General features: G+C 65.9%; 21 protein-coding genes. 8 read left to right on the top strand and 13 right to left on the bottom strand.

Going from position 1 to position 18,951, the window contains the following annotated elements; translation table 11 throughout:
* Window positions 1–19: 19 nt before the first annotated feature.
* On the bottom strand, window positions 20–517 hold the full coding sequence (locus CP557_RS10485; protein WP_097379852.1) for a universal stress protein: 498 nt from the start codon (window positions 515–517) through the stop codon (window positions 20–22).
* Between the two features lie 108 nt (window positions 518–625).
* Window positions 626–1,048, bottom strand: a complete 423-nt coding sequence (locus CP557_RS10490) for a universal stress protein (protein WP_097379853.1) — start codon at window positions 1,046–1,048, stop codon at window positions 626–628.
* Between the two features lie 126 nt (window positions 1,049–1,174).
* On the opposite strand from CP557_RS10490, the gene CP557_RS10495 reads away from it, so the two are divergent.
* Entirely contained in the window at window positions 1,175–2,392 is a 1,218-nt protein-coding gene (locus CP557_RS10495) for an iron-containing alcohol dehydrogenase family protein (protein WP_097379854.1), read from the top strand.
* Between the two features lie 15 nt (window positions 2,393–2,407).
* Here the strand turns inward: CP557_RS10495 and CP557_RS10500 are convergent, their stop codons facing one another.
* The 5 genes from CP557_RS10500 to CP557_RS10525 all read right to left on the bottom strand — a co-directional run bounded on the left by CP557_RS10500 (window position 2,408) and on the right by CP557_RS10525 (window position 5,696).
* A complete protein-coding gene (locus CP557_RS10500) occupies window positions 2,408–2,887 on the bottom strand; it encodes a hypothetical protein (protein ID WP_097379855.1) in 480 nt (159 codons plus the stop codon).
* 67 nt (window positions 2,888–2,954) lie between these two features.
* On the bottom strand, window positions 2,955–3,704 hold the full coding sequence (queC, locus tag CP557_RS10505; RefSeq protein ID WP_097379856.1) for a 7-cyano-7-deazaguanine synthase QueC: 750 nt from the start codon (window positions 3,702–3,704) through the stop codon (window positions 2,955–2,957).
* 17 nt (window positions 3,705–3,721) lie between these two features.
* Window positions 3,722–4,522 carry a 7-carboxy-7-deazaguanine synthase QueE gene (locus CP557_RS10510; protein WP_097379857.1) on the bottom strand — a complete coding sequence of 267 codons (801 nt, stop codon included), beginning with the start codon at window positions 4,520–4,522 and terminating at the stop codon, window positions 3,722–3,724.
* Between the two features lies 1 nt (window position 4,523).
* The gene (locus CP557_RS10515) at window positions 4,524–5,012 is read right to left on the bottom strand and encodes a 6-pyruvoyl trahydropterin synthase family protein (protein WP_097379858.1); all 489 of its coding nucleotides are present in this window, start codon (window positions 5,010–5,012) and stop codon (window positions 4,524–4,526) included.
* A gap of 327 nt (window positions 5,013–5,339) precedes the next feature.
* Window positions 5,340–5,696, bottom strand: a complete 357-nt coding sequence (locus CP557_RS10525) for a winged helix-turn-helix domain-containing protein (protein WP_097379860.1) — start codon at window positions 5,694–5,696, stop codon at window positions 5,340–5,342.
* A 183-nt stretch (window positions 5,697–5,879) separates the two neighbouring features.
* On the opposite strand from CP557_RS10525, the gene CP557_RS10530 reads away from it, so the two are divergent.
* A complete protein-coding gene (locus CP557_RS10530) occupies window positions 5,880–6,563 on the top strand; it encodes a competence/damage-inducible protein A (RefSeq protein ID WP_097379861.1) in 684 nt (227 codons plus the stop codon).
* Window positions 6,564–6,578: 15 nt separating this feature from the next.
* On the opposite strand, the gene CP557_RS23275 is transcribed toward CP557_RS10530, so the two are convergent.
* On the bottom strand, window positions 6,579–6,713 hold the full coding sequence (locus CP557_RS23275) for a hypothetical protein (protein WP_281255557.1): 135 nt from the start codon (window positions 6,711–6,713) through the stop codon (window positions 6,579–6,581).
* 152 nt (window positions 6,714–6,865) lie between these two features.
* On the opposite strand from CP557_RS23275, the gene CP557_RS10535 reads away from it, so the two are divergent.
* From CP557_RS10535 to CP557_RS10560, 6 genes are all read left to right on the top strand, one after another.
* The gene (locus tag CP557_RS10535; protein ID WP_097379862.1) at window positions 6,866–8,038 is read left to right on the top strand and encodes an ATP-NAD kinase family protein; all 1,173 of its coding nucleotides are present in this window, start codon (window positions 6,866–6,868) and stop codon (window positions 8,036–8,038) included.
* Between the two features lie 234 nt (window positions 8,039–8,272).
* A complete protein-coding gene (locus CP557_RS10540) occupies window positions 8,273–9,304 on the top strand; it encodes a phosphate signaling complex PhoU family protein (protein ID WP_097379863.1) in 1,032 nt (343 codons plus the stop codon).
* Window positions 9,305–9,378: 74 nt separating this feature from the next.
* Window positions 9,379–9,564: a DUF7525 family protein gene (locus CP557_RS10545; RefSeq protein WP_097379864.1), complete on the top strand. Its 186-nt coding sequence runs from the start codon at window positions 9,379–9,381 to the stop codon at window positions 9,562–9,564.
* A gap of 100 nt (window positions 9,565–9,664) precedes the next feature.
* On the top strand, window positions 9,665–9,889 hold the full coding sequence (locus CP557_RS10550) for a DUF7123 family protein (RefSeq protein WP_097379865.1): 225 nt from the start codon (window positions 9,665–9,667) through the stop codon (window positions 9,887–9,889).
* Window positions 9,890–9,945: 56 nt separating this feature from the next.
* Window positions 9,946–10,380, top strand: coding sequence for an SRPBCC family protein (locus CP557_RS10555; protein ID WP_097379866.1), 435 nt, complete (start codon window positions 9,946–9,948; stop codon window positions 10,378–10,380).
* A 26-nt stretch (window positions 10,381–10,406) separates the two neighbouring features.
* Window positions 10,407–11,261 (top strand): carbon-nitrogen family hydrolase, encoded by an 855-nt coding sequence (locus tag CP557_RS10560; protein ID WP_097379867.1) that lies wholly within the window; start codon window positions 10,407–10,409, stop codon window positions 11,259–11,261.
* A gap of 689 nt (window positions 11,262–11,950) precedes the next feature.
* Here the strand turns inward: CP557_RS10560 and CP557_RS10570 are convergent.
* From CP557_RS10570 to CP557_RS10590, 5 genes are all read right to left on the bottom strand, one after another.
* Window positions 11,951–12,673 carry a hypothetical protein gene (locus CP557_RS10570; protein ID WP_097379869.1) on the bottom strand — a complete coding sequence of 241 codons (723 nt, stop codon included), beginning with the start codon at window positions 12,671–12,673 and terminating at the stop codon, window positions 11,951–11,953.
* A gap of 262 nt (window positions 12,674–12,935) precedes the next feature.
* The gene (glmU, locus tag CP557_RS10575; RefSeq protein WP_097379870.1) at window positions 12,936–14,126 is read right to left on the bottom strand and encodes a bifunctional sugar-1-phosphate nucleotidylyltransferase/acetyltransferase; all 1,191 of its coding nucleotides are present in this window, start codon (window positions 14,124–14,126) and stop codon (window positions 12,936–12,938) included.
* Window positions 14,127–14,381: 255 nt separating this feature from the next.
* Window positions 14,382–15,959, bottom strand: a complete 1,578-nt coding sequence (locus tag CP557_RS10580) for an aldehyde dehydrogenase family protein (RefSeq protein WP_097379871.1) — start codon at window positions 15,957–15,959, stop codon at window positions 14,382–14,384.
* A gap of 92 nt (window positions 15,960–16,051) precedes the next feature.
* Complete coding sequence (locus CP557_RS10585) at window positions 16,052–18,352, bottom strand: LUD domain-containing protein (protein WP_097379872.1); 2,301 nt, start codon at window positions 18,350–18,352, stop codon at window positions 16,052–16,054.
* The gene (locus tag CP557_RS10590; RefSeq protein ID WP_097379873.1) at window positions 18,353–18,859 is read right to left on the bottom strand and encodes an LUD domain-containing protein; all 507 of its coding nucleotides are present in this window, start codon (window positions 18,857–18,859) and stop codon (window positions 18,353–18,355) included.
* Window positions 18,860–18,951 lie beyond the last annotated feature (92 nt).

The following is an 18,951-nucleotide window of genomic DNA, read 5'->3' on the forward strand; positions in this document are numbered from 1 at the left end:
TTCGGCTCGGGTCGCCCGGCTACAGCTCGTTCGTCGAATCGATATCCGAGATTTCCTCGGAATCCGGGTCGGTACCGGGACGACGCACGACGTAGACGTCGTAGCGCTGGTCGTTCGCGACCGGACTGCCGACGCTCGACTGCGGTGCGATCACCGAGCCCGCGTTCTCCGAGCCGATAAAGACCACCGACGCGTCGACGTCGGCGGCGACCCGGCGGATCTCGCGGACGGTCTCCGTCGTCGACGTCGCGGTCGGTTCGTCGGAACTGACCCGTTCGGTCCGGAACGTCGCCGACGGGGTAACCTCCCGGGCGCGACTCTCGATCCCCTCGGCGATCGCCTCCGCGTCGAACGGCTCGCCGTGAGCGATCCAGCCCCGGTCGCGCGCGTAGTCGGCATCGTCCGGGATCACCGTCAGGACGACGACTTCCTCGTCGAGCAGGTCGCCGAACATCGACGCCCGCTCGAGTGCGTGCGTTGCCAACTCCGAGCCATCGAACGGAACGAGTAGTGACATACGATCATATCACACGACAGGAAGGGTAAATGTTCTCCCTCCGACACCGGGGCTCACTCGCGGTGGGCCCGTCGTCGCGCGGTATCCGAACGCGGGCCAACCGCCGCCCTAGCCGACGACCAACACCGGACGGTCCGTGGTCCTGACGACCCTGTCGACGGTACTCCCGAGCAACGCTCCCTTGAACGACGAGCGCCCCCGGGACCCGAGGACGAGCGCATCCACGTCCCGCTCGCCGGCGTAGTCGAGGATCTCCTCGTGTGGAACGCCGGACCGAACCGCCGTCTCGACGGGGACGTCGGCTGCCGTTGCCGTCGCTTCGAGGGCCTCGAGCCACTCCGCCGCGCGCTCCTCGAGGTGGCGGTGGGCCTCTTCGGGGTCGACGATACCCGTGTCGTAGGCAGTCCGTTCGTCGACGACTGCGATCCCGTACAGCGGCGCGTCGAATCGCTTCGCGAGTTCGATCGCGTGGTCGACTGCCGTCCCAGCGGCCTCGCTCCCGTCGGTCGCAACCAGAATCGAATCGTACATGCTCGTCGATACGGACGCCCTCGAGAAAGGCCTGTGGCTCGTTCGCGTCGGCCGAGGATACCGGACTCGACGCGAACGGCTGACCGCTGTGCGCCGTTTTAACACCGATCGGCCCGAAGGGACGCCATGACCCGAGCGAGCGACCGCGATCCGTCATTCCGATTCGAATACGACCCCGCGACGATCCGATTTGGCACCGACTGCGTCGACGCCCTCGAGACCGAACTCGCGGCGCAGGGGCTCGAGCGAGCCCTGGTCGTCTGTGGCTCGACCGTCGGGACCACGCCCGCGGTGATCGAGCCGGTCACGCGAGGCCTCGGCGATCGGCTGGCCGGGGTCTTCGACGAGACGACGCCAAAGAAACGGCTCGCAACGGCCGTCGACGGTCGCGAGCGCCTGAGAGACGACGACGGGGATGTGCTCGTCAGTCTCGGCGGTGGCAGCAGTCTCGACGTCGCGAGGGTGATCAGCGTGCTCGCGGCGAGCGATCGATCGGCCCGAGACGTGGCCGACGAGGTCGTCGAGACGGGAACGATTACGGTTCCCGACGAGGGACTGCTCCCGATCGTGTCGATTCCGACGACGCTGGCCGGTGCCGACCTCTCGACGGTGGCCGGCGTCACTGCCGGACCGGACTCGGGGCTCGACGAGGAGATCGGTGGCGGCATTTCCGATCCCGAATTGATGCCCACGGCCGCGTTCTACGACCCCGAACTGGTCGCGACCACGCCGGACCCGGTGCTCGCCGGCTCGGCGATGAACGGCTTCGACAAGGGAGTCGAGACGCTCTACACGGCCAACGCGACGCCGGTGACCGACGCGACGGCCAGCGACGGACTCGAGACGCTCGCGGACGGTCTCCGGGCGTTCGGCGACGGGAGTCGCGACCTCGAGACCCTCGAGCGGATCCTCGAAGGGACCGTCCTCGTTCAGTACGGCATCTCCCGTCCCGGTGAGACCACGCTGTCGATCGTGCACGCCTTCGGCCACGGACTCACACGCACGGGCGAGGTTCAGCAGGGGGCCGCCCACGGGATCGTCGTCCCCCACGTCCTCGAGTACTGCTTCGAGCAGGACGGCGTCGACGCACGAGCGGGGGCGCTCGCCGACGCGCTCGGGGTCGGGGACGCCACGGATCAGGCCGCCGCAGTCGTCGAGGCGGTGACCGAGATCCGGGACGGGCTCGGACTCCCGTCGCGCTTGCGGGACGTCGACGGTCCCGAACCCGACGAGTTCGCCGCGGTCGCGGACGCGATCCTGAACGACGCGTTCATGGCGAACGCACCGCCGGGCCTGGAGCCGACCGTCGCGGAGATCGACGGTATCCTCGAGCGGGCGTGGTAGCCCACCTGGGACGTGTCACTCCCTCGCTTCAGCGCGCCGGTGGCGCGGCTCGAGCGACGACGGCGGCTCGACGCCTCGCGGCGGCGGCTCGAGGCCGTCGTGCAGCGGAGAGAGCAGCCACGTGCCATAGATCCCGAGGATCGTGACCCCTGCCACGAGGAGGAACAGAACCGTCGGTTCCGCGAAGTGGACGATCCGAAGCAGGGTGAGGCCGATTCCACTACCGAACAGCCCACTGACGACGACGGTACGGACTCCCTCCGGAACGAGCGAGTACAACCGATCCCGCCAGTACACGGCGTACACGAAGCCACAGAGCACCCCGAGGGACGCCGCGACCGGATACGCCGTCGGCGCTGGGATGCTCGTTTCTCGCGTCGCGAGGAAGGCGAAAACGGGGAGCCAACAGCAGATACCGACGAACTCGCCGCGGCGTCCGTCGGGCATCGTCCACCCGTCGTCGTCACGGAACCACTCGAGGCCGGGCCTGCTCATCGTCGTCCGATAGGATATGTCGGGTAAAAATCGTTTTGTGTGGCTGGGACGATCGCCGATCGGCCCGTTATTCGCCGCCGGTCTCTCCGACGTACGACGGCCGCTGGGCGTACTCGATCGGATCGCGGACGCCGACGTTCCGGAACGCCTGGAGTCGGAACGCACAGGCATCGCAGGTCCCACACGCGGGCTCGTTCTCGCGGTAGCAACTCCAGGTGTGCTCGTAGGGGACCTCGAGTTCGACGCCGTGTTCGGCGATGTCGGTCTTCGACCACTCGACGAAGGGCGCTTCGATCGCGATCTCCGTCTCGGGTTTCGTGCCGACGTCGACCACCCGCTCGAAGGCCTCGAAGAACTCGGGACGGCAGTCGGGATACCCCGAAAAGTCCTCGCTGTGTGCGCCGATAAAGACCGCCTCGCAGTCGTTGGCTTCGGCGTACGCGACGGCCATCGAGAGCAGGTTCGCGTTCCGGAAGGGAACGTACGAGGTGGGAATTTCGTCGCTCTCGAGGTCGGCGTCCGCGACGTTCAGTTCCTCGTCGGTGAGGCTCGAGGCACCGATCGCCGAGAGGTGTCCCGTCTCGACCCGCAGGAAATCGGCCGCATCGAAGTGGTCAGCGAGTCGGCGGGCACACTCGTGTTCGCGGTTTTCGGTCCGCTGGCCGTAGGAGGTGTGGAGGCAATAGATCTCGTAGCCCTGCTTGCGGGCCTCGGCGGCGGCGGTGGCGCTGTCCATCCCGCCCGACAGGAGGACGACGGCGCGTTTGGCGGTCGGTTCGTCGGTCGCAGACGCGGTGGTTGTGGTGGTATCGGTCATCGTAGCTCGAGTGGTGGTTACGTTTCGGGCGCGTCGTTCCAGAGGTCGACGTGCAGTCGCGGCGTGTACCGGAAGCCATGCTCCATCGCCAGTTCGGCGACTCGATCGCGAGTCTCCGCGAGACGCTCCCGGGTCGCCCCTTCGGGCATCAACAGGACGTCGTCATCGGGGACCGGGACGTCGGCGGCGGCGCGGAGGTCCGCGAGCAGGTCGAGGATCTCCGGCATGTCCTCGGCGTCGGTCACGACGAACTTCAGTTGGACGTCGTACTCCGCGACCAGCCGAGCGAGCGCGTCCATGTCGATCCGGTCGCGCTCGTGGCGCTCCGCCCATTCGCCCTCGCCGTCCGGATCGCGCTCCGGCGTCGGGGTGCTGCTCGCTAACTTCGGGCTCACGGAGGCGAGATCGATCGGTGCGTCCCGGTAGATCGTGCCGTTGGTCTCGACGGTCGTGTGGTAGCCCCGGTCGTCGAGGGCCTCGAGCAAGGCAACGCTCTCCTCGTGGAGCAGGGGTTCCCCGCCGGTGAGAACGACGTGATCGGCGTCGTGAGCGTCGATCTCGGCGAGGATTTCCTCGAGGTCCAGCCACGCGTGAGTCGGTTCCCAGGAGGTGTGATAGGAATCGCAGAACCAACACCGGAGGTTACAGCCGCTCGTGCGGACGAACACTGACGGCACGCCGGCGAGGGTTCCCTCACCCTGCAGGGAGTAGAACAACTCGTTGATTGGCAGTCCGGCGGGTCTCCCCTCGCTCCCGGTCTCGGCTGCGGTCCCGGAATCGGCCGCGGACTCGAGGTCGACGGAGTCGGAAACCGGCATCTCAGATCTCGCTCCCGCCGCAGAGTTCGCTCGTCTCGCTGACCCGGACGGCGACATCGGTGACGGTCTCGGGCAGCGCCGCCTCGAGTTTGCGCTCCAGGAGCACGCTCATCACCTCTGCCGTCGGTGGGTGCTCGAGCACGACGACGCCGTCGTCGTCGCCGGCTGCCTCGAAGGCTTCGACGAGCGGGTCGCCGGCCTCGAGTAGGAACATGTGATCCCACTCTGATATCACGTCAGTAATATCTCCTTTGTCCGCGATCCACCCCTCCGCCGTCAGCTCGCCCGTGACAGTGACGGCGACCTCGTAGTTGTGGCCGTGGGGTCGCGAGCACTTGCCGTCGTGGTGTTGAATCCGGTGCCCGGCGCTGATCCGTATCGGCCGGTCGTGGCCAACGGTGAGGACACGCCGGGTCCCGACGACCGCTCCGTCGACGCCAGCCGCGTCGACGTCTCCGCCGGCCGCACGATGCCCTATGCGTTCAGTCATACTTCGATATTCCCTCGAGAATACTTAAAGGTGGATGATCGGCCCTGCGACATCGACCACGTCGTTTCGTCCCACCGAGTCGGATCGAGCACCCACTTTTCAGTCGGCTACGTTTACTGCGGTGTCGTGATCGGGGACCGAGTCAAAAAGGCGGCCGCCGGCGAGAGACTGCAGGATTCCGAGGGGGAACCGATGCTCTCACACGGTGAGTTCCAACGGGCCGTATCTGGGGATTCGAATCGGGATCGAAGGATAGCCGCCCGGTTTCGATCGCAAATGGAGGACGTCTCACCGGTCGGATCGGAGCAGCAGCGGGGCTTCCCGTCGTCAGTCCTCGAGTTGGTCCTGTAACCTGTTTTTCGCCTCCGTCCGGTGTTTCCGCGAGAACGAGGGCTCGTCGTCCGAGAAATCGATCTCGATCTCGTCGAGGGTTCGTCGGTAGATGTTCGTTCGACGCCCCTCCTCGGACAGTTGTCGCCCTTCGCAGGTCAACAACCCAGCATCGACGAGTTCTTCGATCCGGCGATAGCAGGTCGCGATCGGAATCTCGATATCTTCGCTCAGTGCCTGCGCGGATTTCGGCGTTCCGGCTGCACAGAGGATCTCGGCGCTATATTTGCTCCCCAGCGCAGAGAGGACCACGGCCGAATCCACCTCGTTCCGTTCTGTCCGACTCCGAGACATACTCTCCCCGTTACTAATTATCAAGATTGAATCTTGTGGTTGTCGTGAGTATCATACAATTCGATAGTCGCGACGACCGAGGGCGAAACTTCCACTGGGTGTGGCCCCTGAGAAACCGATGCGGCGGCGACAGCGGCCAACGAGGGCGAGACGCATTTGAGGTCTCGGACCGAACGAGTCGGTATGAACGTCGCGGTCGTGACGATCGGAGACGAACTGCTCGCGGGACGAACGACGGACACGAACGCCACGTGGCTCTGTGAACGACTCGCCGAGCGCGGCGTCACCGTCGAGCGCGTGACCACGCTTCCCGATCGCGTCGGCGACATCGCTCGCGTCGTCAACGAATACCGCGCCGAGTACGACGCCGTCATCGTCACGGGCGGTCTCGGACCGACTCACGACGACGTCACCATGGACGGCGTCGCGGCCGCGCTCGGCCGGTCGGTCGAGGAACACGACGATGCGCTCGCCTGGCTCGAGGCGGACGGCTACAGCCGTGGCGACCTCGCGTCCGGGACGGCCGAGCTCCCGGCTGGCGCGCGCGCACTCCACAACGATGCGGGCGTCGCCCCCGGCGCGGCCCTCGAGGGTATCTACGTGCTTCCCGGCGTTCCCGCCGAAATGAAGGCGATGTTCGAGTCGATCGAGGACGAGTTCACGGGGACGCCGACCTACCGGGAAGCCGTCGTGGCCGACGAACCCGAGAGTGCCTTGCTCGACCGGATCGCCGAACTCCGCGATCGGTTCGACGTTTCGGTGGGGAGTTATCCGGGCGAGTCAGTCCGGATCGAACTCGAGGCGGGCGACGAGGCGACGGTCACGGATGCGGCCGCGTGGCTCCGTGACCAGGTCGAATCCCCGTGATCGAACGAGGGACCTTCAGCGATAGAAGGAGACGACCCAGGCGATCGTCACCAACAGGCTCAGGGCGAGCGTGCCCCAGCCGACGAGTTGCATCGGCAACACCGGTTCCGTTTCCGTCGTGAGAATAGCTGCCTCGATCAGTGTGGACATGATCGGCGATCGGTTCGCATCCCCCTTAACCTTTCAGAAACCGATCCGGTCTCCCGACCGGTTTCGAGTTGCGGGCGGCGCGTGACTCCCCGACGACGGAACCGGCGATCCGTCTGCGATACGGCTTTCCGATTGGCGTCCCCATCCCCGCTATGGAGTCCATCGGCGTCGTGGTCAACCCGATCGCGGGGATGGGGGGGCGGGTCGGGCTGAAGGGGACCGACGGGAACGTCGAGGAGGCACGCCGCCGGGGTGCCAAGCCGCGAGCGCCGGATCGGGCGCGCGATGCCCTGCGATCGTTACACCGGCGCGCACCCGATATCGCCGTTTTCACGGCCGCCGGCGTGATGGGTGAACGCGCAGCGCGGGATGCCGGCTACGAGCCCGAGATCGTCTACGATCCGGCGGACGCGACCAGTGAGTCCCCAGCGGGCGAGCCGGGACGTGTCGACGATCCGACGACCGCGGAGACGACTGCGGCCGACACCCGAAGGGCCGTTCGAGCGCTCCTCGAGCGCGACGTCGACCTCGTCTTCTTCGTCGGCGGCGACGGGACCGCCGTCGACGTCGCCGAAGTGCTCGAGGCCGATGGGAGCGAGACGCCGATGCTCGGCGTGCCGGCGGGGGTCAAGATCTACTCGTCGGTCTTCGGCGTGACGCCGGCCGACGCGGGCCGGATCGCCGCCGAATTCGACCGCGTCGAGAACCGAGAGGTCAACGACATCGACGAGGACGCCTACCGCGAAGGAACGGTCCGGACGGAACTCAAAGCCATCGTTCCGGTCCCCGTCGCGCCGGATGTTCAGTCGGGCAAGCAGGTCTCGAGTGGGAGCGTCGACTCGCTGGCCGCGGGGTTCGCCCGCGAGGTCGAACCCGGACGAACCTACGTGTTCGGCCCCGGTAGCACCGTCGGCGCGATCGAGGAGGAACTGGGTATCGAACCCTCGCCGCTCGGCGTCGACGTCTGGCGCGCTCGGACCGGCGACGACGGCGGAGACGGCACCGACTCACGCTCACAGCGCGGCGAGTTGCTCGCCCGTGACGCCGCCGAGACGGGGATCCTCGAAGTACTTACGGATCCGGTCACGATCGTCGTTTCGCCGATCGGCGGCCAGGGATTCGTTTTCGGTCGCGGAAACCACCAGATATCCCCGCAGGTCATTCGACGGGCCGACGAGATCACGGTCGTCGCCAGCGGCGAGAAACTCGACGACATCGACTCGTTGCGCGTCGATACCGACGACGAGGAGGTCAACGAGAGCCTTCGGGGATGGGTGCAGGTCCGGATCGGCCGGTTTACGACTCGGCTCGTGAACGTCGTCTAGTGGCGGTCCGGGCCTGACCTTACGAGTGGAACCACTCGAGCGATCGGCCGGGTCCACTCGCGAGTCGACGGTTGGGACGGGTTTCGGTCTCCGTCGCGTCGAGGGACGACCCGTTGTACGCTATTATATAAGGTAACGGGTAGAAGGGCGTGCTGAAATCAACCATATAACGATTCGACTATAGATAATGACCATATAGTCAAGATTAAGGCCTGGTCGATCCTAGGGTGTCCCATGGAAACGCGAAAAGTGCAACGGCTCGGTCCGTCGACACTTGCGATGACGCTTCCCGCAGAGTGGGCGTCCGAACACGCCGTCGAAAAAGGCGACGAGGTATCGCTTCGGACCAGCGGCAAGGGAACCCTGACGGTCATGCCCGAATCCGCGAGTACGGAGGAGACGGAAGCGATCATCCACACCGACGATCTCGACGCCGGCGCCGTCGAACGTGCGATCGTCGCTCAGTACGTCCTCGGACGTCGAATCATCCGCATCGAACGCGAGGACGGTGCCCTCGAGTCCGACCACATCAACGCGGTCTATCAGGCCGAAACGCAACTGATGGGGCTGGGCGTCATCGAGGAGACCCCCGAGAGCATCTCGATTCGGTGCTCGGTCGACCCCGAGGACTTCACGCTCGACAATTTGCTCGAGCGCCTCGAGCGGACCGGCCAGACGATGCGCGGTGAAGGGATCAAGGCACTGGCCCACGGCAATCCCGATCTCGCCCAGCGCGCCCTGAACCGGGAGCGACAGGCGAACAAGATCTTCGTCCTCCTCTTGCGGCTGATCTTTACGGCCTACCAGAACCCGAACCTCGCGCGTGCCGTCGGCCTCAACACCGGCTTCCCGCTGATCGGTTACCGCTCGATCGCGAAGAACCTCGAACTGACCGCCGACAACGGCGAGGACATCGCCGAGATCGTCATCGAGACCGAGGGCCACTCGCTCAACGTCGACAGCTCCGTGATGCGCGAGATTCGAGAGCTGAACGAACTGGTCGACGAGATCACGTCCAGGGCCGTCGAGGCGGCCGTCGAGCGTGATTACAACAAATCGAACGAAGTTCGCGAGCTGTTCCACGACATCTCCGATCTCGAGCAGGAGATCCTCTCGGGGCTCCCCGAGATGGACAACGAGGACCTGCTGCGAGTCCGTGAAGTGCTCGTCAGCCTCCAGCAGACGGCCCAGTACGCGATGCGAAACGCCGAAATCGCCGCGAACCTCGCGCTCAACGAGGAGTCCGAACACACGACGATCAAGTAGTCCCTCGCCGCGAGCAGGCGGACGCGTTCGATGGAATGAGTGAAGTTAAGAGACCCCACGCACAACGCCCGAGCATGGCTACGGAATCCGAGACGACGGACAAGGGCGTTGGACTGGCGCTCGCACTGGGTGCCCTCGCGGTGATCGGCGCACTGGTAATGTACGCTGGCGCGCCCGACGTGACGGCTGCGTGGGGATTCGCTGGGGCCGTCCTCTTTAGCTCGCTGGCGATCGTGGGCATCCACCTCTACGGGAACTGACGCCGGGTGGCATCGTCGATCGAACGACGAACCGATTCGGGGGATCGGAATCGGCCGTCAAGAGTTAAGACCAACGACCACCTAGACTGCCTTACGGACGATGACCGACTATTCCGACGAAGAGCAGCGAATCATCTCGTACCTCCGCGAGAGCGCCGCCCGCGGCGAGCAGTACTTCCGGGCGAAAAACATCGCGGACGCGATCGGACTCTCGTCGAAACAGGTCGGCGTTCGGCTCCCCCATCTCGCGGAGAAGGCAGACGAAGTCGATATCGAGAAGTGGGGCCGCGCCCGGTCGACCACCTGGAAAGTCACGATCAGTTGACGAACGGCCGCCCGCGGTCCACGGTCTTTTTATCCGACAATCGCTCACGTACTGGCATGACTGTACGGGTCGACCGGTCGTTCGACGTCGCGGCATCACCCGAACGGGTCTGGGAGTTCATCGCCGATCCCGAAAACCGTGCTCGAGCGATCAGCGTCGTCCAGGAGTATTCCGTCGACGATCCCGATGGACGACGCGTCACCTGGCACGTGAAACTTCCCATTCCACTCGTCCGGAAGACGGTGACGGTAAAAACCGAAGACGTGACGCGCAGACCGCCGGAGTACGTCAAGTTCGTCGGCAAATCGAAAGTGCTCAAGGTCACCGGCGAACACGAAATCGTCGACACCGACGCCGGCGTGTCCCTCGAGAACCACTTCGTCGTCGACGGCAAACTGCCGGGCGTCGAGAAGTTCTTCAAGCGGAATCTCGATTCCGAACTCGAGAACCTCCGGCGGGCACTCGAGCGGGATCTACAGACGACACAGTAACGTAGTTGAGTGGCCACACTGAGACCATGACTGAGACGACGGACGTCGACGGCGCTGACGCCGGTGGCAGCGGGTCGCTCACGCTCGCGCTCGCACAGATCCGCGTGGAAGCGGGTGCGGTCGACGCGAACGTCGATCGGGCGCTCGCTGCGGTGTCGCAAGCCGCCGACCGCGGCGCGGAGCTGGTCGCCTTGCCGGAACTGTTCAACGTGGGCTACTTCGCGTTCGACCTCTACGCGCGCAACGCGGAGCCGTTCGCGGGCGAGACGTTCACCCGGCTTCGGAAGGCGGCGGCCGAACACGGGATCGCCGTCCTCGCGGGCAGCATCGTCGAGGACCTGGCCGCGACCGAAACCGTCGAGACGCCGGCCGACGACGGTCTGGCGAACACCGCCGCGCTGTTCGACGCCGACGGCGAGTGCCGACTCGTCTACCGAAAACACCACCTCTTTGGCTACGAGTCGGCCGAATCCGAGCTGCTCGTCCCAGGCGAACGCCTCGAGACGGCGACGGTCGGCGAGTTCACCGTCGGCGTGACGACCTGTTACGACCTGCGATTCCCCGAACTCTACCGACAGCTGATCGACGGCGGCGTCGAACTGGTGCTCGTCCCGAGCGCGTGGCCCTACCCGCGTATCGAACACTGGATGACCCTCTCGCGAGCCCGCGCGATCGAGAATCAGGCCTACGTGGCGACGATCAACGGCTCCGGGGAGTTCGACGACGCCACGCTGCTGGGTCGCTCGAGCGTCTACGACCCCTGGGGAGTCTCGCTGGCCTCGAGCGGCGACGAGCCGGCGCTGGTGACGACCGAGATCGACCCCGAAACGGTCGCCGACGTCCGCGAGGAGTTCCCGGCGTTGCGGGATCGTCGGTACTGACTCCCCAGTGACACTGGCAGGTGAGGACGTATCACCGGGCGGTTGCGACCGCTGATTTTTTATTTCGGCGCGTCTTCCCTACGGTTGCCGGCACGGACGCTTTTCACGTCTACTCCGGCATTGCGCGTCGCTCCGGCCCGTCGCGCGCTCGGTTCCCGGGAACCGAGCATCCACGCCCGCACCCGTCTCCTCGTCCCACCTTTCACGATCGCTCTCGTTGTCACTCGCGCTCTCGCTGTCACTCGCGCTCTCGCTGTAGCTGACGCGCTCGCTGTAACTCGTTCGAGAGCCGTTTCGAACCTGGGATTCGCTGACCCGGATCCGGATCACACGGCCCCGTCCGCGAAGTGGAGTTCGTCCGAGCGGACTGTGGCAACAGTTCGACCAGTTGTACGAATGGAACAGTCGCGGGTGTGACATGATCTCAACGGAGACGAGTGTGGTGCTCTCGTGGCAACACGGAATCGCCACACCCTCCCCAACCGATTCGCTCACGCCCGACGGCAGACGCTTTGCGTCTTCCGAACCGTCACTCGCTTCGCTCGCGACGACCTCGCGCGGCTTCGAGCCGCGGCTCACAGTCGTTCACCGCGCCACGGCGCGCGCCACCGCATACCGGTTGACCATCCGTCTCGAGTAGCTGCGACCGATCGTGATGGGGCGGGCGGAACCGTCTCGGAGTCCTCGAGTCAGAACGGGAAACCGCCGTAACGGAGATAGACCATATCGAGGATCAAGAGGAGTTGGAAGACGCCCTGCACACCGCCGAGCATCGCGTTCTGCTGGCCGATGGTGGCGATGAGCGACGGATCGGGGTCGGCCGAGCGCATCTCCCGGTACATCCGAAGCTCCCCGGGCAACAGGAAGCCAAAGCCCTGGACCGAGAGGACCGTGACGATGCCGAGCGCGACGGCGACCGTGGGCTCGGTCATCGCGAACTCGTCGATCGTGAGCGCGACCCAGGCCAGCGAGCCGACCGTGGCGAGGGCGAAGGGGACCTGCCAGCGCCGGTCGCCCCACGCGTTCAATCGCCAGCCCAGCAACAGGAGGATCGGAATCAGGTTCACCGCGGTGAACAGCGCCAGCCACGATTCGGCGTGGGGGAAGATGCCGATCCGCTGGGCGAGCGTGATGCCACCCCCGATCGTGACGAACGCCAGCGACGGCAGGAGGAACGCCGTCTTGGGCGTGAGCCGCTGGAACACTGCCGAACTCTGTTCGTCGTCGAGGCCGCCGACGACCGGGCCGAGAACGGCACCCATGAAGACATCGATCCCCGTCCAGAGGACCCCAGCCATCACGTGGACGTAGGTGTGCCCCTGTACCGTCGCGACCGTCACCGCGTAGCCGAGCGCAGCCAACGGCAGCAATACGACGGCCACGGCGAAGGCCGGATTCGCCCGCTGTCCCATTCCCCTGATCGTTCCGCGAACAGTCGCCGTCGACATATCGGGAAGCTACTACAACTAATGCGATATAAATCATGTTCCTGGAGCAACGGCTACCGGAAAAGCGTACACGTACCCGGTAACGTGTACAAATCGTGAATTTGCGATCATTTCAGTACAAAAATAATTCCTGCGTTCCGGAAGACCGATCACGGAGCCGGATGGCGATGCCGCCGAGGGAGACGTTGAAACCGCCTCGAGGCGCTTTCGTCGACCGAGCCGGTAGTTACCGATCCCGCTCGACGGTTTCGCCGGGACGGGTAGTCGCCCCGGTCTCGAGTTTCAGGCCCGGCGTCAGACTCGTGTTGATACCGGTCTTGACCCCGTCGCCGGCGACGACGCCGAACTTCCGTCGCCCCGTCGAGACGCGCTCGCCCTTGACCGTGAACCGGATATCGGCGTCGTCGTGTCTGAGGTTCGCCACGTTCGTCCCCGCGCCGAGGTTGACGTCTCGCCCGAGGACGCTGTCGCCGACGTAGGAGAGGTGGCTGACCGAGGTCCCGCGCGAAATCACGCTGTTCTTGATTTCGACGGCGTGACCCACTTCCGCATCGGGCTCGATCAGCGTCGCACCACGCACGTAGGCGTTGGGTCCGACCGACGCTCCCTCGCGGATCAGCGCCGGCCCTTCGATCACGACGCCGGGTTCGACCGTCGCGCCGTCCTCGACGACGACCGCCCCCTCGAGGGTCGCGTCCTCGCTCACGTCGCCGTCGATCCGCCGGTCGAGGTCGGCGAGTTTCCACTCGTTGGCCTCGAGTAACTCCCAGGGGCGGCCGACATCGAGCCACCGCTCGAGGGTGATCGGCGTCGTCTCGTACTCGTCGATCACCCGCGCGACGACGTCGGTGATCTCGTGTTCGCCCCGCTCGCTCGCCGGAACGTCGAGCCACTCGCGGGCCGCGGCCGGGAACGCGTAGGCCCCGGCGTTGGCCAGGTTCGTCGGCGGGTCGTCGGGTTTTTCGGTGATCCCCGTTACGCAGCCCTCACCGCTTCCGTCGGTACTGAGCACGCCGTAATTGCTCGGCTCGGCGACTTCGATCGCACAGACGGCCGGGCACGCATCGAACAACCGGTCGATCGCGGCCCGGTCGTAGAGGTTGTCACCGTTCAGGACGGCGAAGGGACCCTCGAGGTGGTCTCGAGCGGCGTTGACCGCGTCGGCTGTCCCGGCCTGTTCGTCCTGGAGCGCATAGGAGACGGACACGCCTCGATACTCGGGACCGAAGTAGTCCCGGACCGTCTCGCCCTCGTAGCCGATGACGAGGACGATCTCCTCGGCCCCGGCATCGATGGCCGCGTCGACGGTGTGCGCCACGAGCGGTCGATCGGCGACCGGAAGCATCGGCTTCGGAACCGATTCCGACAGCGGTCGCATCCGTGTCCCCTGACCTGCGGCGAGAACGACTGCCTTCATGTACTCGCCCCTTCCACGAATCGTCGGATAAGCGGTTCGTTTACCAATGAACACTGAGAGCGATAGGCATTGCTTATGGTAATATAGTAGCCACTGCAAGTCACTGCACACCCGATCGCACGACAGCAGTGCGATCAGTGTGGAAATCGTTGCAGTCGTTACTATAGGCGCTGGAACGATGCCAGGGCAGTGCTGACGATGCGACAGCGATCCGCCGGAACCGTGCGTGGGTTCGCCGGGTCTCGCCGACTGGTGTCAGTCCTCGGACGTCTTGATGTCGGCCGAGAGTCCCTGGGCCATCTCGATGTCCGTCGAATTGTTCATCGTCCACGCGGTGCGTTCGGTGACGGCTTCGATGGCCTCCCGAGCGCTCGGGTAGCCGTTGCCGGACTTCTTGACGCCGCCGAAGGGTAACTGCACTTCGGCACCGATACACGGCAGGTTCGCGTACGCGAGGCCGAGGTCGGCGTGGTCCCGGAAGTAGTTGATCTGGCGGTAGTCCTCCGAGATGATCGCCCCCGCCAGCCCGTAGGGGGTGTCGTTGTGGATCTCGACCGCGTTCTCGATGTCGCCCGAATATTCGATGAGCGCGACGTGGGGGCCGAAACACTCCTCGTTCAGACACCGCAGGTCGGATTCGTAGTCGATTTCGTAGACGAACGGGCCGACCCAGTGGCCGTCCGCGTAGCCGTCGGGAACCTCCTCGTCCGCGAGGTCGAACCGATCGACCAGCACGGTCGCGCCCTCCTCGCGGGCGAGGTCGTTGTACCCTCGGATCTTCTCGACGTGGTCGGCCTCGATGACCGGCCCCATGAAGGTGTCTTCCTCGAGCGGATCGCCGACTGCGATCCCCTCGGCGATGTCGACGAAGCGGGCTTTGAACTCGTCGTAGACGTCCTCGTGGACGATCAGGCGCTCGCTCGAGACGCAGCGCTGCCCCGTCGTCTTGAAGCTCGACATGACTGCCGAGTGGACGGCGATGTCCAGGTCCGCCTCCCCGGTGACGACGATCCCGTTCTTGCCGCCCATCTCGCAGGCCGCGAGTTTGCCGGGCTCGCCGCCGACTTTGCCGGCGATCTCGTGGCCGACCTCCGCGGAGCCGGTAAACAGGACCGTATCGACTCGGTCGTCGTCGGTGATCGCCGCGCCGGCGTCGCCAAAGCCCTGTACCATGTTGAAGACACCCTCCGGGATTCCGGCGTCCTCGAACATCTCGGCGATGATCTGGCCACACCAGGGCGTCTGCTCGGCCGGTTTCCAGACGACGGTGTTGCCCTCGACCAGGGCGATGGCCATATGCCAGAAGGGGATCGCGACCGGGAAGTTCCAGGGCGTGATACAGCCGACGACGCCGCGGGGTTTGCGCCGCATAGAGGAGTCCTTCCCCGCGACCTCGGAGGGGACTACGTCGCCGTGGGGATGGCGCGCGTTGCCGGCCGCCCACTCGACCATGTGCCAGGCCTCGGTGACGTCGGCTTTCCCTTCCGAAATCTCCTTGCCACACTCCTTCGAGACGATCTCTCCTAACTCCTCGTGGCGGTCACGCAGTTCGTGGTAGATCTCCCAGAGGTACTCCGCACGGTCGATATACGACAGTGCGCGCCACTCCTCGAAGGCGTCCGTTGCGGCCTCGAGAGCCGCGTCGACGTCGGCCGCCGTCCCGCGCTCGAACGTCGCCAGCGTCTCGCCGGTTGCGGGGTTCTCGCTCTCGAAGGAGTCGCTCTCGGCGGACTCCGTCCGACCGCTCGCGGGACGGCCGCCCGCGCTGGGCCCGTCCGTCCACTCGCCGCCGATGTAGTGGCCGTGTCGCTGTTCGGTGACGTGCTCGCTCATGCTCGAACGGAGGACGGGCGCAGTGAAAATCCTGGTGGTCGTTCACACAGTTCGAGTCGGCCTCGAACCCCTATCGCGTTGAAAGACGGTCGTTACGCCCGATAGCTACCGGGCGTGAGCAACTCGATCGGATGTGGCACGTCCCGCTCGAGCAGCGTCTCGAGCTGGTCGCCACAGGAGGTTCCGGAGGCGACGACCGTGTCCGCGCCCTCGAGTTGCCCAGCCAGTCGTTCGCCGACGTCCATACTGAGTTCGTAATACTCTCGCTTGTAACCGAAGGAGCCGGCCATGCCACAACACTCGGCGTCGGAGGTCGTGGGTGCGTAGCCACACCGCTCGAGGACGGCGACGGTCGGTGCCTCGAGATCGAGCGTGCGTTGCTGGCAGTGGGAGTGATAGGCGACCGGCTCCGCGCCGTCGCCGGTCGACAGCGCCGACGGGTCGGCACCGTTCTCGAGGAGCCCGTAGACGTACTCGCAGATCTCGTAGCTGCCCTCCCGGAGGCGCTCGGACGAGCTCTCGGGCAGCAGGCGTTCGTACTCGCGATGCATGGCCGCCAGATCCGAGGGTTCGATGACGACCACGTCCCGGCCGGCGTCGAGGTCCTCGGCCAGCGCGGCGTAGACCCGACTCGCCTGCCGGTCCGCCGTCGCGATCATCCCCTGGGAAAGAGCCGCTCGTCCGCTCTCGGGGAGGTCCGGCACGCGGACCGGGACGCCCAGCGCCTCGAGCGTGCGGACGGCTGCCTTCCCGCGCTCGGTGTCGACGTAGTTCGTGTAGACATCCGGATAGAGGACGACCTCGCGGTCGACGTCGGCCCCGCCGCCCCGAGCCGCGGCTTGGTCCGCCCGTCTGCTCGAGGCGGCGAAGCCACCTCGCTTCTCGAACCAGTCGACGAGCGATTCCCGCCGGAAGGTCGGGAGGTCGCGCCGGCGATCGATACCGAGGGTTCGCTCGAGCGCTGCGCGGACGGGGCCGGCGTCGGCCAGCCAGTTCGAGACCGGCGCGGTCGCGCTGGCGGCCTTCGCGACGGTGCCGATGTTGCCGAAAAAGCGCTTGCCGGGGTCGAGCCCGCCCGTTTCCTCGTCGGGCGTGAGGCCGTCGACGAGGAAGTCGTAGGCCTCGGGCTCGTCGCTGCGGTTGACCCGATCCCTGACGACGGTGTTGATCCACGGGATGTCGATCTTCACCGGGCAGGCGTCCACGCAGTTCGTACAGCCGGTACAGAGGTCGTTGAACTCGGCTGCGGAGTCCTGGCCGTGGACGCCGGCCTCCCAGCCGGTGGCGATGCCGCCCGAATAGGTCTCGCCGCCGAAGCCGTGGCCGCCGACGGACTGGAAGTTCGCACAGGAGTTCGAGCAGGCACCACAGCGAATGCAGTACAGCGTCTCCCGGAGCTGGTCGTCCTCGCGCATGTCCATGCGGCCGTTATCGAGCAAGACGAGGTGGAACTCGCGGTCCGGGTCCCCGGTTGCGCCCGCCGCTCCCCCGCCCCCGCCAGCCGTAATCGGCTCATCCGGCGAATCGAACTCCAGCGTCGGGGAGTCAGTCGGCGGCGTGAGCATCGTCACGTACTGGGAGATCGGCTGGCCCGTCGCGCTCTTGGCGATGAGATCGACGAACGGCTTGAGGTCCGACAGCGTCGGGATCAGCTTCTCGACGCCCGCGATCGCGACGTGCGTGTCGGGCGTGACCGCACACTTGCGGGCGTTGCCCTCGTTCGTGACCAGCGTGATCGTCCCGCTGTCGGCGACGACGAAGTTCGCGCCGGTGATTCCGACGTCGGCATCCGTGATGATCTCGCCGAGGTGGTCACGCGCGAAGCGGGTCAGTTCTCCGGCCGTCTCGAAGGGCTCGTCGGGATCGAACCGCTCGTTGAACAGGTCGGCGATCTCCGCTCGAGAGAGGTGCATCGCCGGGCCGACGATGTGGGAGGGCGTGTCGTCGGCGACCTGCAGGACCCACTCGCCGAGGTCGGTCTCGGTGACCGCGATCCCGTCGGCCTCGAGCGCGTCGTTGAGATCGATCTCCTCGGTCGTCATGGACTTCGATTTGACGACCGACGGCTCGTCCACAGCGTCCGTCGGCCCGTTTTGCTCGACCACGTCGGCCACGTACGCGTTCGCGTCCGCGGCGTCGTCCGCGACGTAGACGGTACCGCCGTTTGCCTCGACCGCCTCGCGAACGGTCTCGATCAGCTCGGGGAGATCGTCGATGGCGTCTTCCTTGATCGCTCGCGCGTCGGTTCGCAACGCCTCGAGGTCGTCGGTCGCGTCGTAGACGTCACCGCGGCGCGCGTTCGAGGCACTCGTCTGCGCGTGGATCGCGTCGCCTTCGGTCTCGAGCAGGTGTCGGATGCGATCGGCCTGCTGGGAGCGCGTGCGCTGTGCCATCTACCGATCCTCCAGGACGATCACGCGGACGGTACCCGGGCCGTGGACGCCGTGGACGAGATCGCCCATGTCGGCCGTCGCACTTCGGCCGGTCGCGAAGACGACGCTCTCCCGGCCGGCGTCGAACCCGTCGGCGAGACGGGTGAAGCCGGCACTCAGATCCGGGACGACGTCGCTTTCGGCGACGACCGCGACGTGTCGGTCCGGATAGAGACTGATCGGTTCAGCACCGTCGGCGGTCGATTCGATGGCGACCGTTCCGTACTCCGCGATCGCGAAGCCAACCGGCGTAACGCCCGTCCGGGCTGCCTCGAGTTGGGCAGTCGTCGGCCCGGTCGTCACGTCGTCGGGAAGCGAGACGCCCTCGAAGGGAAGCGGCGCACCGACGGCCGGCTCCTCGACGATCGCTTCGATCCGCTCGGTCGCATCGGCAGCCGAAACGCGCTCGAGTTCGACGTCGAGTCCCTCGAGTACGCGTTCGAACCGACCGACAGTGTCGACTGTCATCGTCCCACAGGTAGTGGTGAACGGGCAAGATACTGACGGTCGATTCGTTCACCCATCCGTGGAACGGGACGGTCTCGAGGGATCCGTCGATC

The organism is Natrinema ejinorense, from assembly GCF_002494345.1.
Taxonomy (GTDB): Archaea; Halobacteriota; Halobacteria; order Halobacteriales; family Natrialbaceae; genus Natrinema; species Natrinema longum.

What these genes read in the sequence shown, in the direction of transcription:
- CP557_RS10485 (WP_097379852.1), bottom strand. Translation starts at nt 517, where the DNA reads ATGTCACTACTCGTTCCGTTCGATGGCTCGGAGTTGGCAACGCACGCA.
- CP557_RS10490 (WP_097379853.1), bottom strand. Translation starts at nt 1,048, where the DNA reads ATGTACGATTCGATTCTGGTTGCGACCGACGGGAGCGAGGCCGCTGGG.
- CP557_RS10495 (WP_097379854.1), top strand. Translation starts at nt 1,175, where the DNA reads ATGACCCGAGCGAGCGACCGCGATCCGTCATTCCGATTCGAATACGAC.
- CP557_RS10500 (WP_097379855.1), bottom strand. Translation starts at nt 2,887, where the DNA reads ATGAGCAGGCCCGGCCTCGAGTGGTTCCGTGACGACGACGGGTGGACG.
- queC (WP_097379856.1), bottom strand. Translation starts at nt 3,704, where the DNA reads ATGACCGATACCACCACAACCACCGCGTCTGCGACCGACGAACCGACC.
- CP557_RS10510 (WP_097379857.1), bottom strand. Translation starts at nt 4,522, where the DNA reads ATGCCGGTTTCCGACTCCGTCGACCTCGAGTCCGCGGCCGATTCCGGG.
- CP557_RS10515 (WP_097379858.1), bottom strand. Translation starts at nt 5,012, where the DNA reads ATGACTGAACGCATAGGGCATCGTGCGGCCGGCGGAGACGTCGACGCG.
- CP557_RS10525 (WP_097379860.1), bottom strand. Translation starts at nt 5,696, where the DNA reads ATGTCTCGGAGTCGGACAGAACGGAACGAGGTGGATTCGGCCGTGGTC.
- CP557_RS10530 (WP_097379861.1), top strand. Translation starts at nt 5,880, where the DNA reads ATGAACGTCGCGGTCGTGACGATCGGAGACGAACTGCTCGCGGGACGA.
- CP557_RS23275 (WP_281255557.1), bottom strand. Translation starts at nt 6,713, where the DNA reads ATGTCCACACTGATCGAGGCAGCTATTCTCACGACGGAAACGGAACCG.
- CP557_RS10535 (WP_097379862.1), top strand. Translation starts at nt 6,866, where the DNA reads ATGGAGTCCATCGGCGTCGTGGTCAACCCGATCGCGGGGATGGGGGGG.
- CP557_RS10540 (WP_097379863.1), top strand. Translation starts at nt 8,273, where the DNA reads ATGGAAACGCGAAAAGTGCAACGGCTCGGTCCGTCGACACTTGCGATG.
- CP557_RS10545 (WP_097379864.1), top strand. Translation starts at nt 9,379, where the DNA reads ATGGCTACGGAATCCGAGACGACGGACAAGGGCGTTGGACTGGCGCTC.
- CP557_RS10550 (WP_097379865.1), top strand. Translation starts at nt 9,665, where the DNA reads ATGACCGACTATTCCGACGAAGAGCAGCGAATCATCTCGTACCTCCGC.
- CP557_RS10555 (WP_097379866.1), top strand. Translation starts at nt 9,946, where the DNA reads ATGACTGTACGGGTCGACCGGTCGTTCGACGTCGCGGCATCACCCGAA.
- CP557_RS10560 (WP_097379867.1), top strand. Translation starts at nt 10,407, where the DNA reads ATGACTGAGACGACGGACGTCGACGGCGCTGACGCCGGTGGCAGCGGG.
- CP557_RS10570 (WP_097379869.1), bottom strand. Translation starts at nt 12,673, where the DNA reads ATGGGACAGCGGGCGAATCCGGCCTTCGCCGTGGCCGTCGTATTGCTG.
- glmU (WP_097379870.1), bottom strand. Translation starts at nt 14,126, where the DNA reads ATGAAGGCAGTCGTTCTCGCCGCAGGTCAGGGGACACGGATGCGACCG.
- CP557_RS10580 (WP_097379871.1), bottom strand. Translation starts at nt 15,959, where the DNA reads ATGAGCGAGCACGTCACCGAACAGCGACACGGCCACTACATCGGCGGC.
- CP557_RS10585 (WP_097379872.1), bottom strand. Translation starts at nt 18,352, where the DNA reads ATGGCACAGCGCACGCGCTCCCAGCAGGCCGATCGCATCCGACACCTG.
- CP557_RS10590 (WP_097379873.1), bottom strand. Translation starts at nt 18,859, where the DNA reads ATGACAGTCGACACTGTCGGTCGGTTCGAACGCGTACTCGAGGGACTC.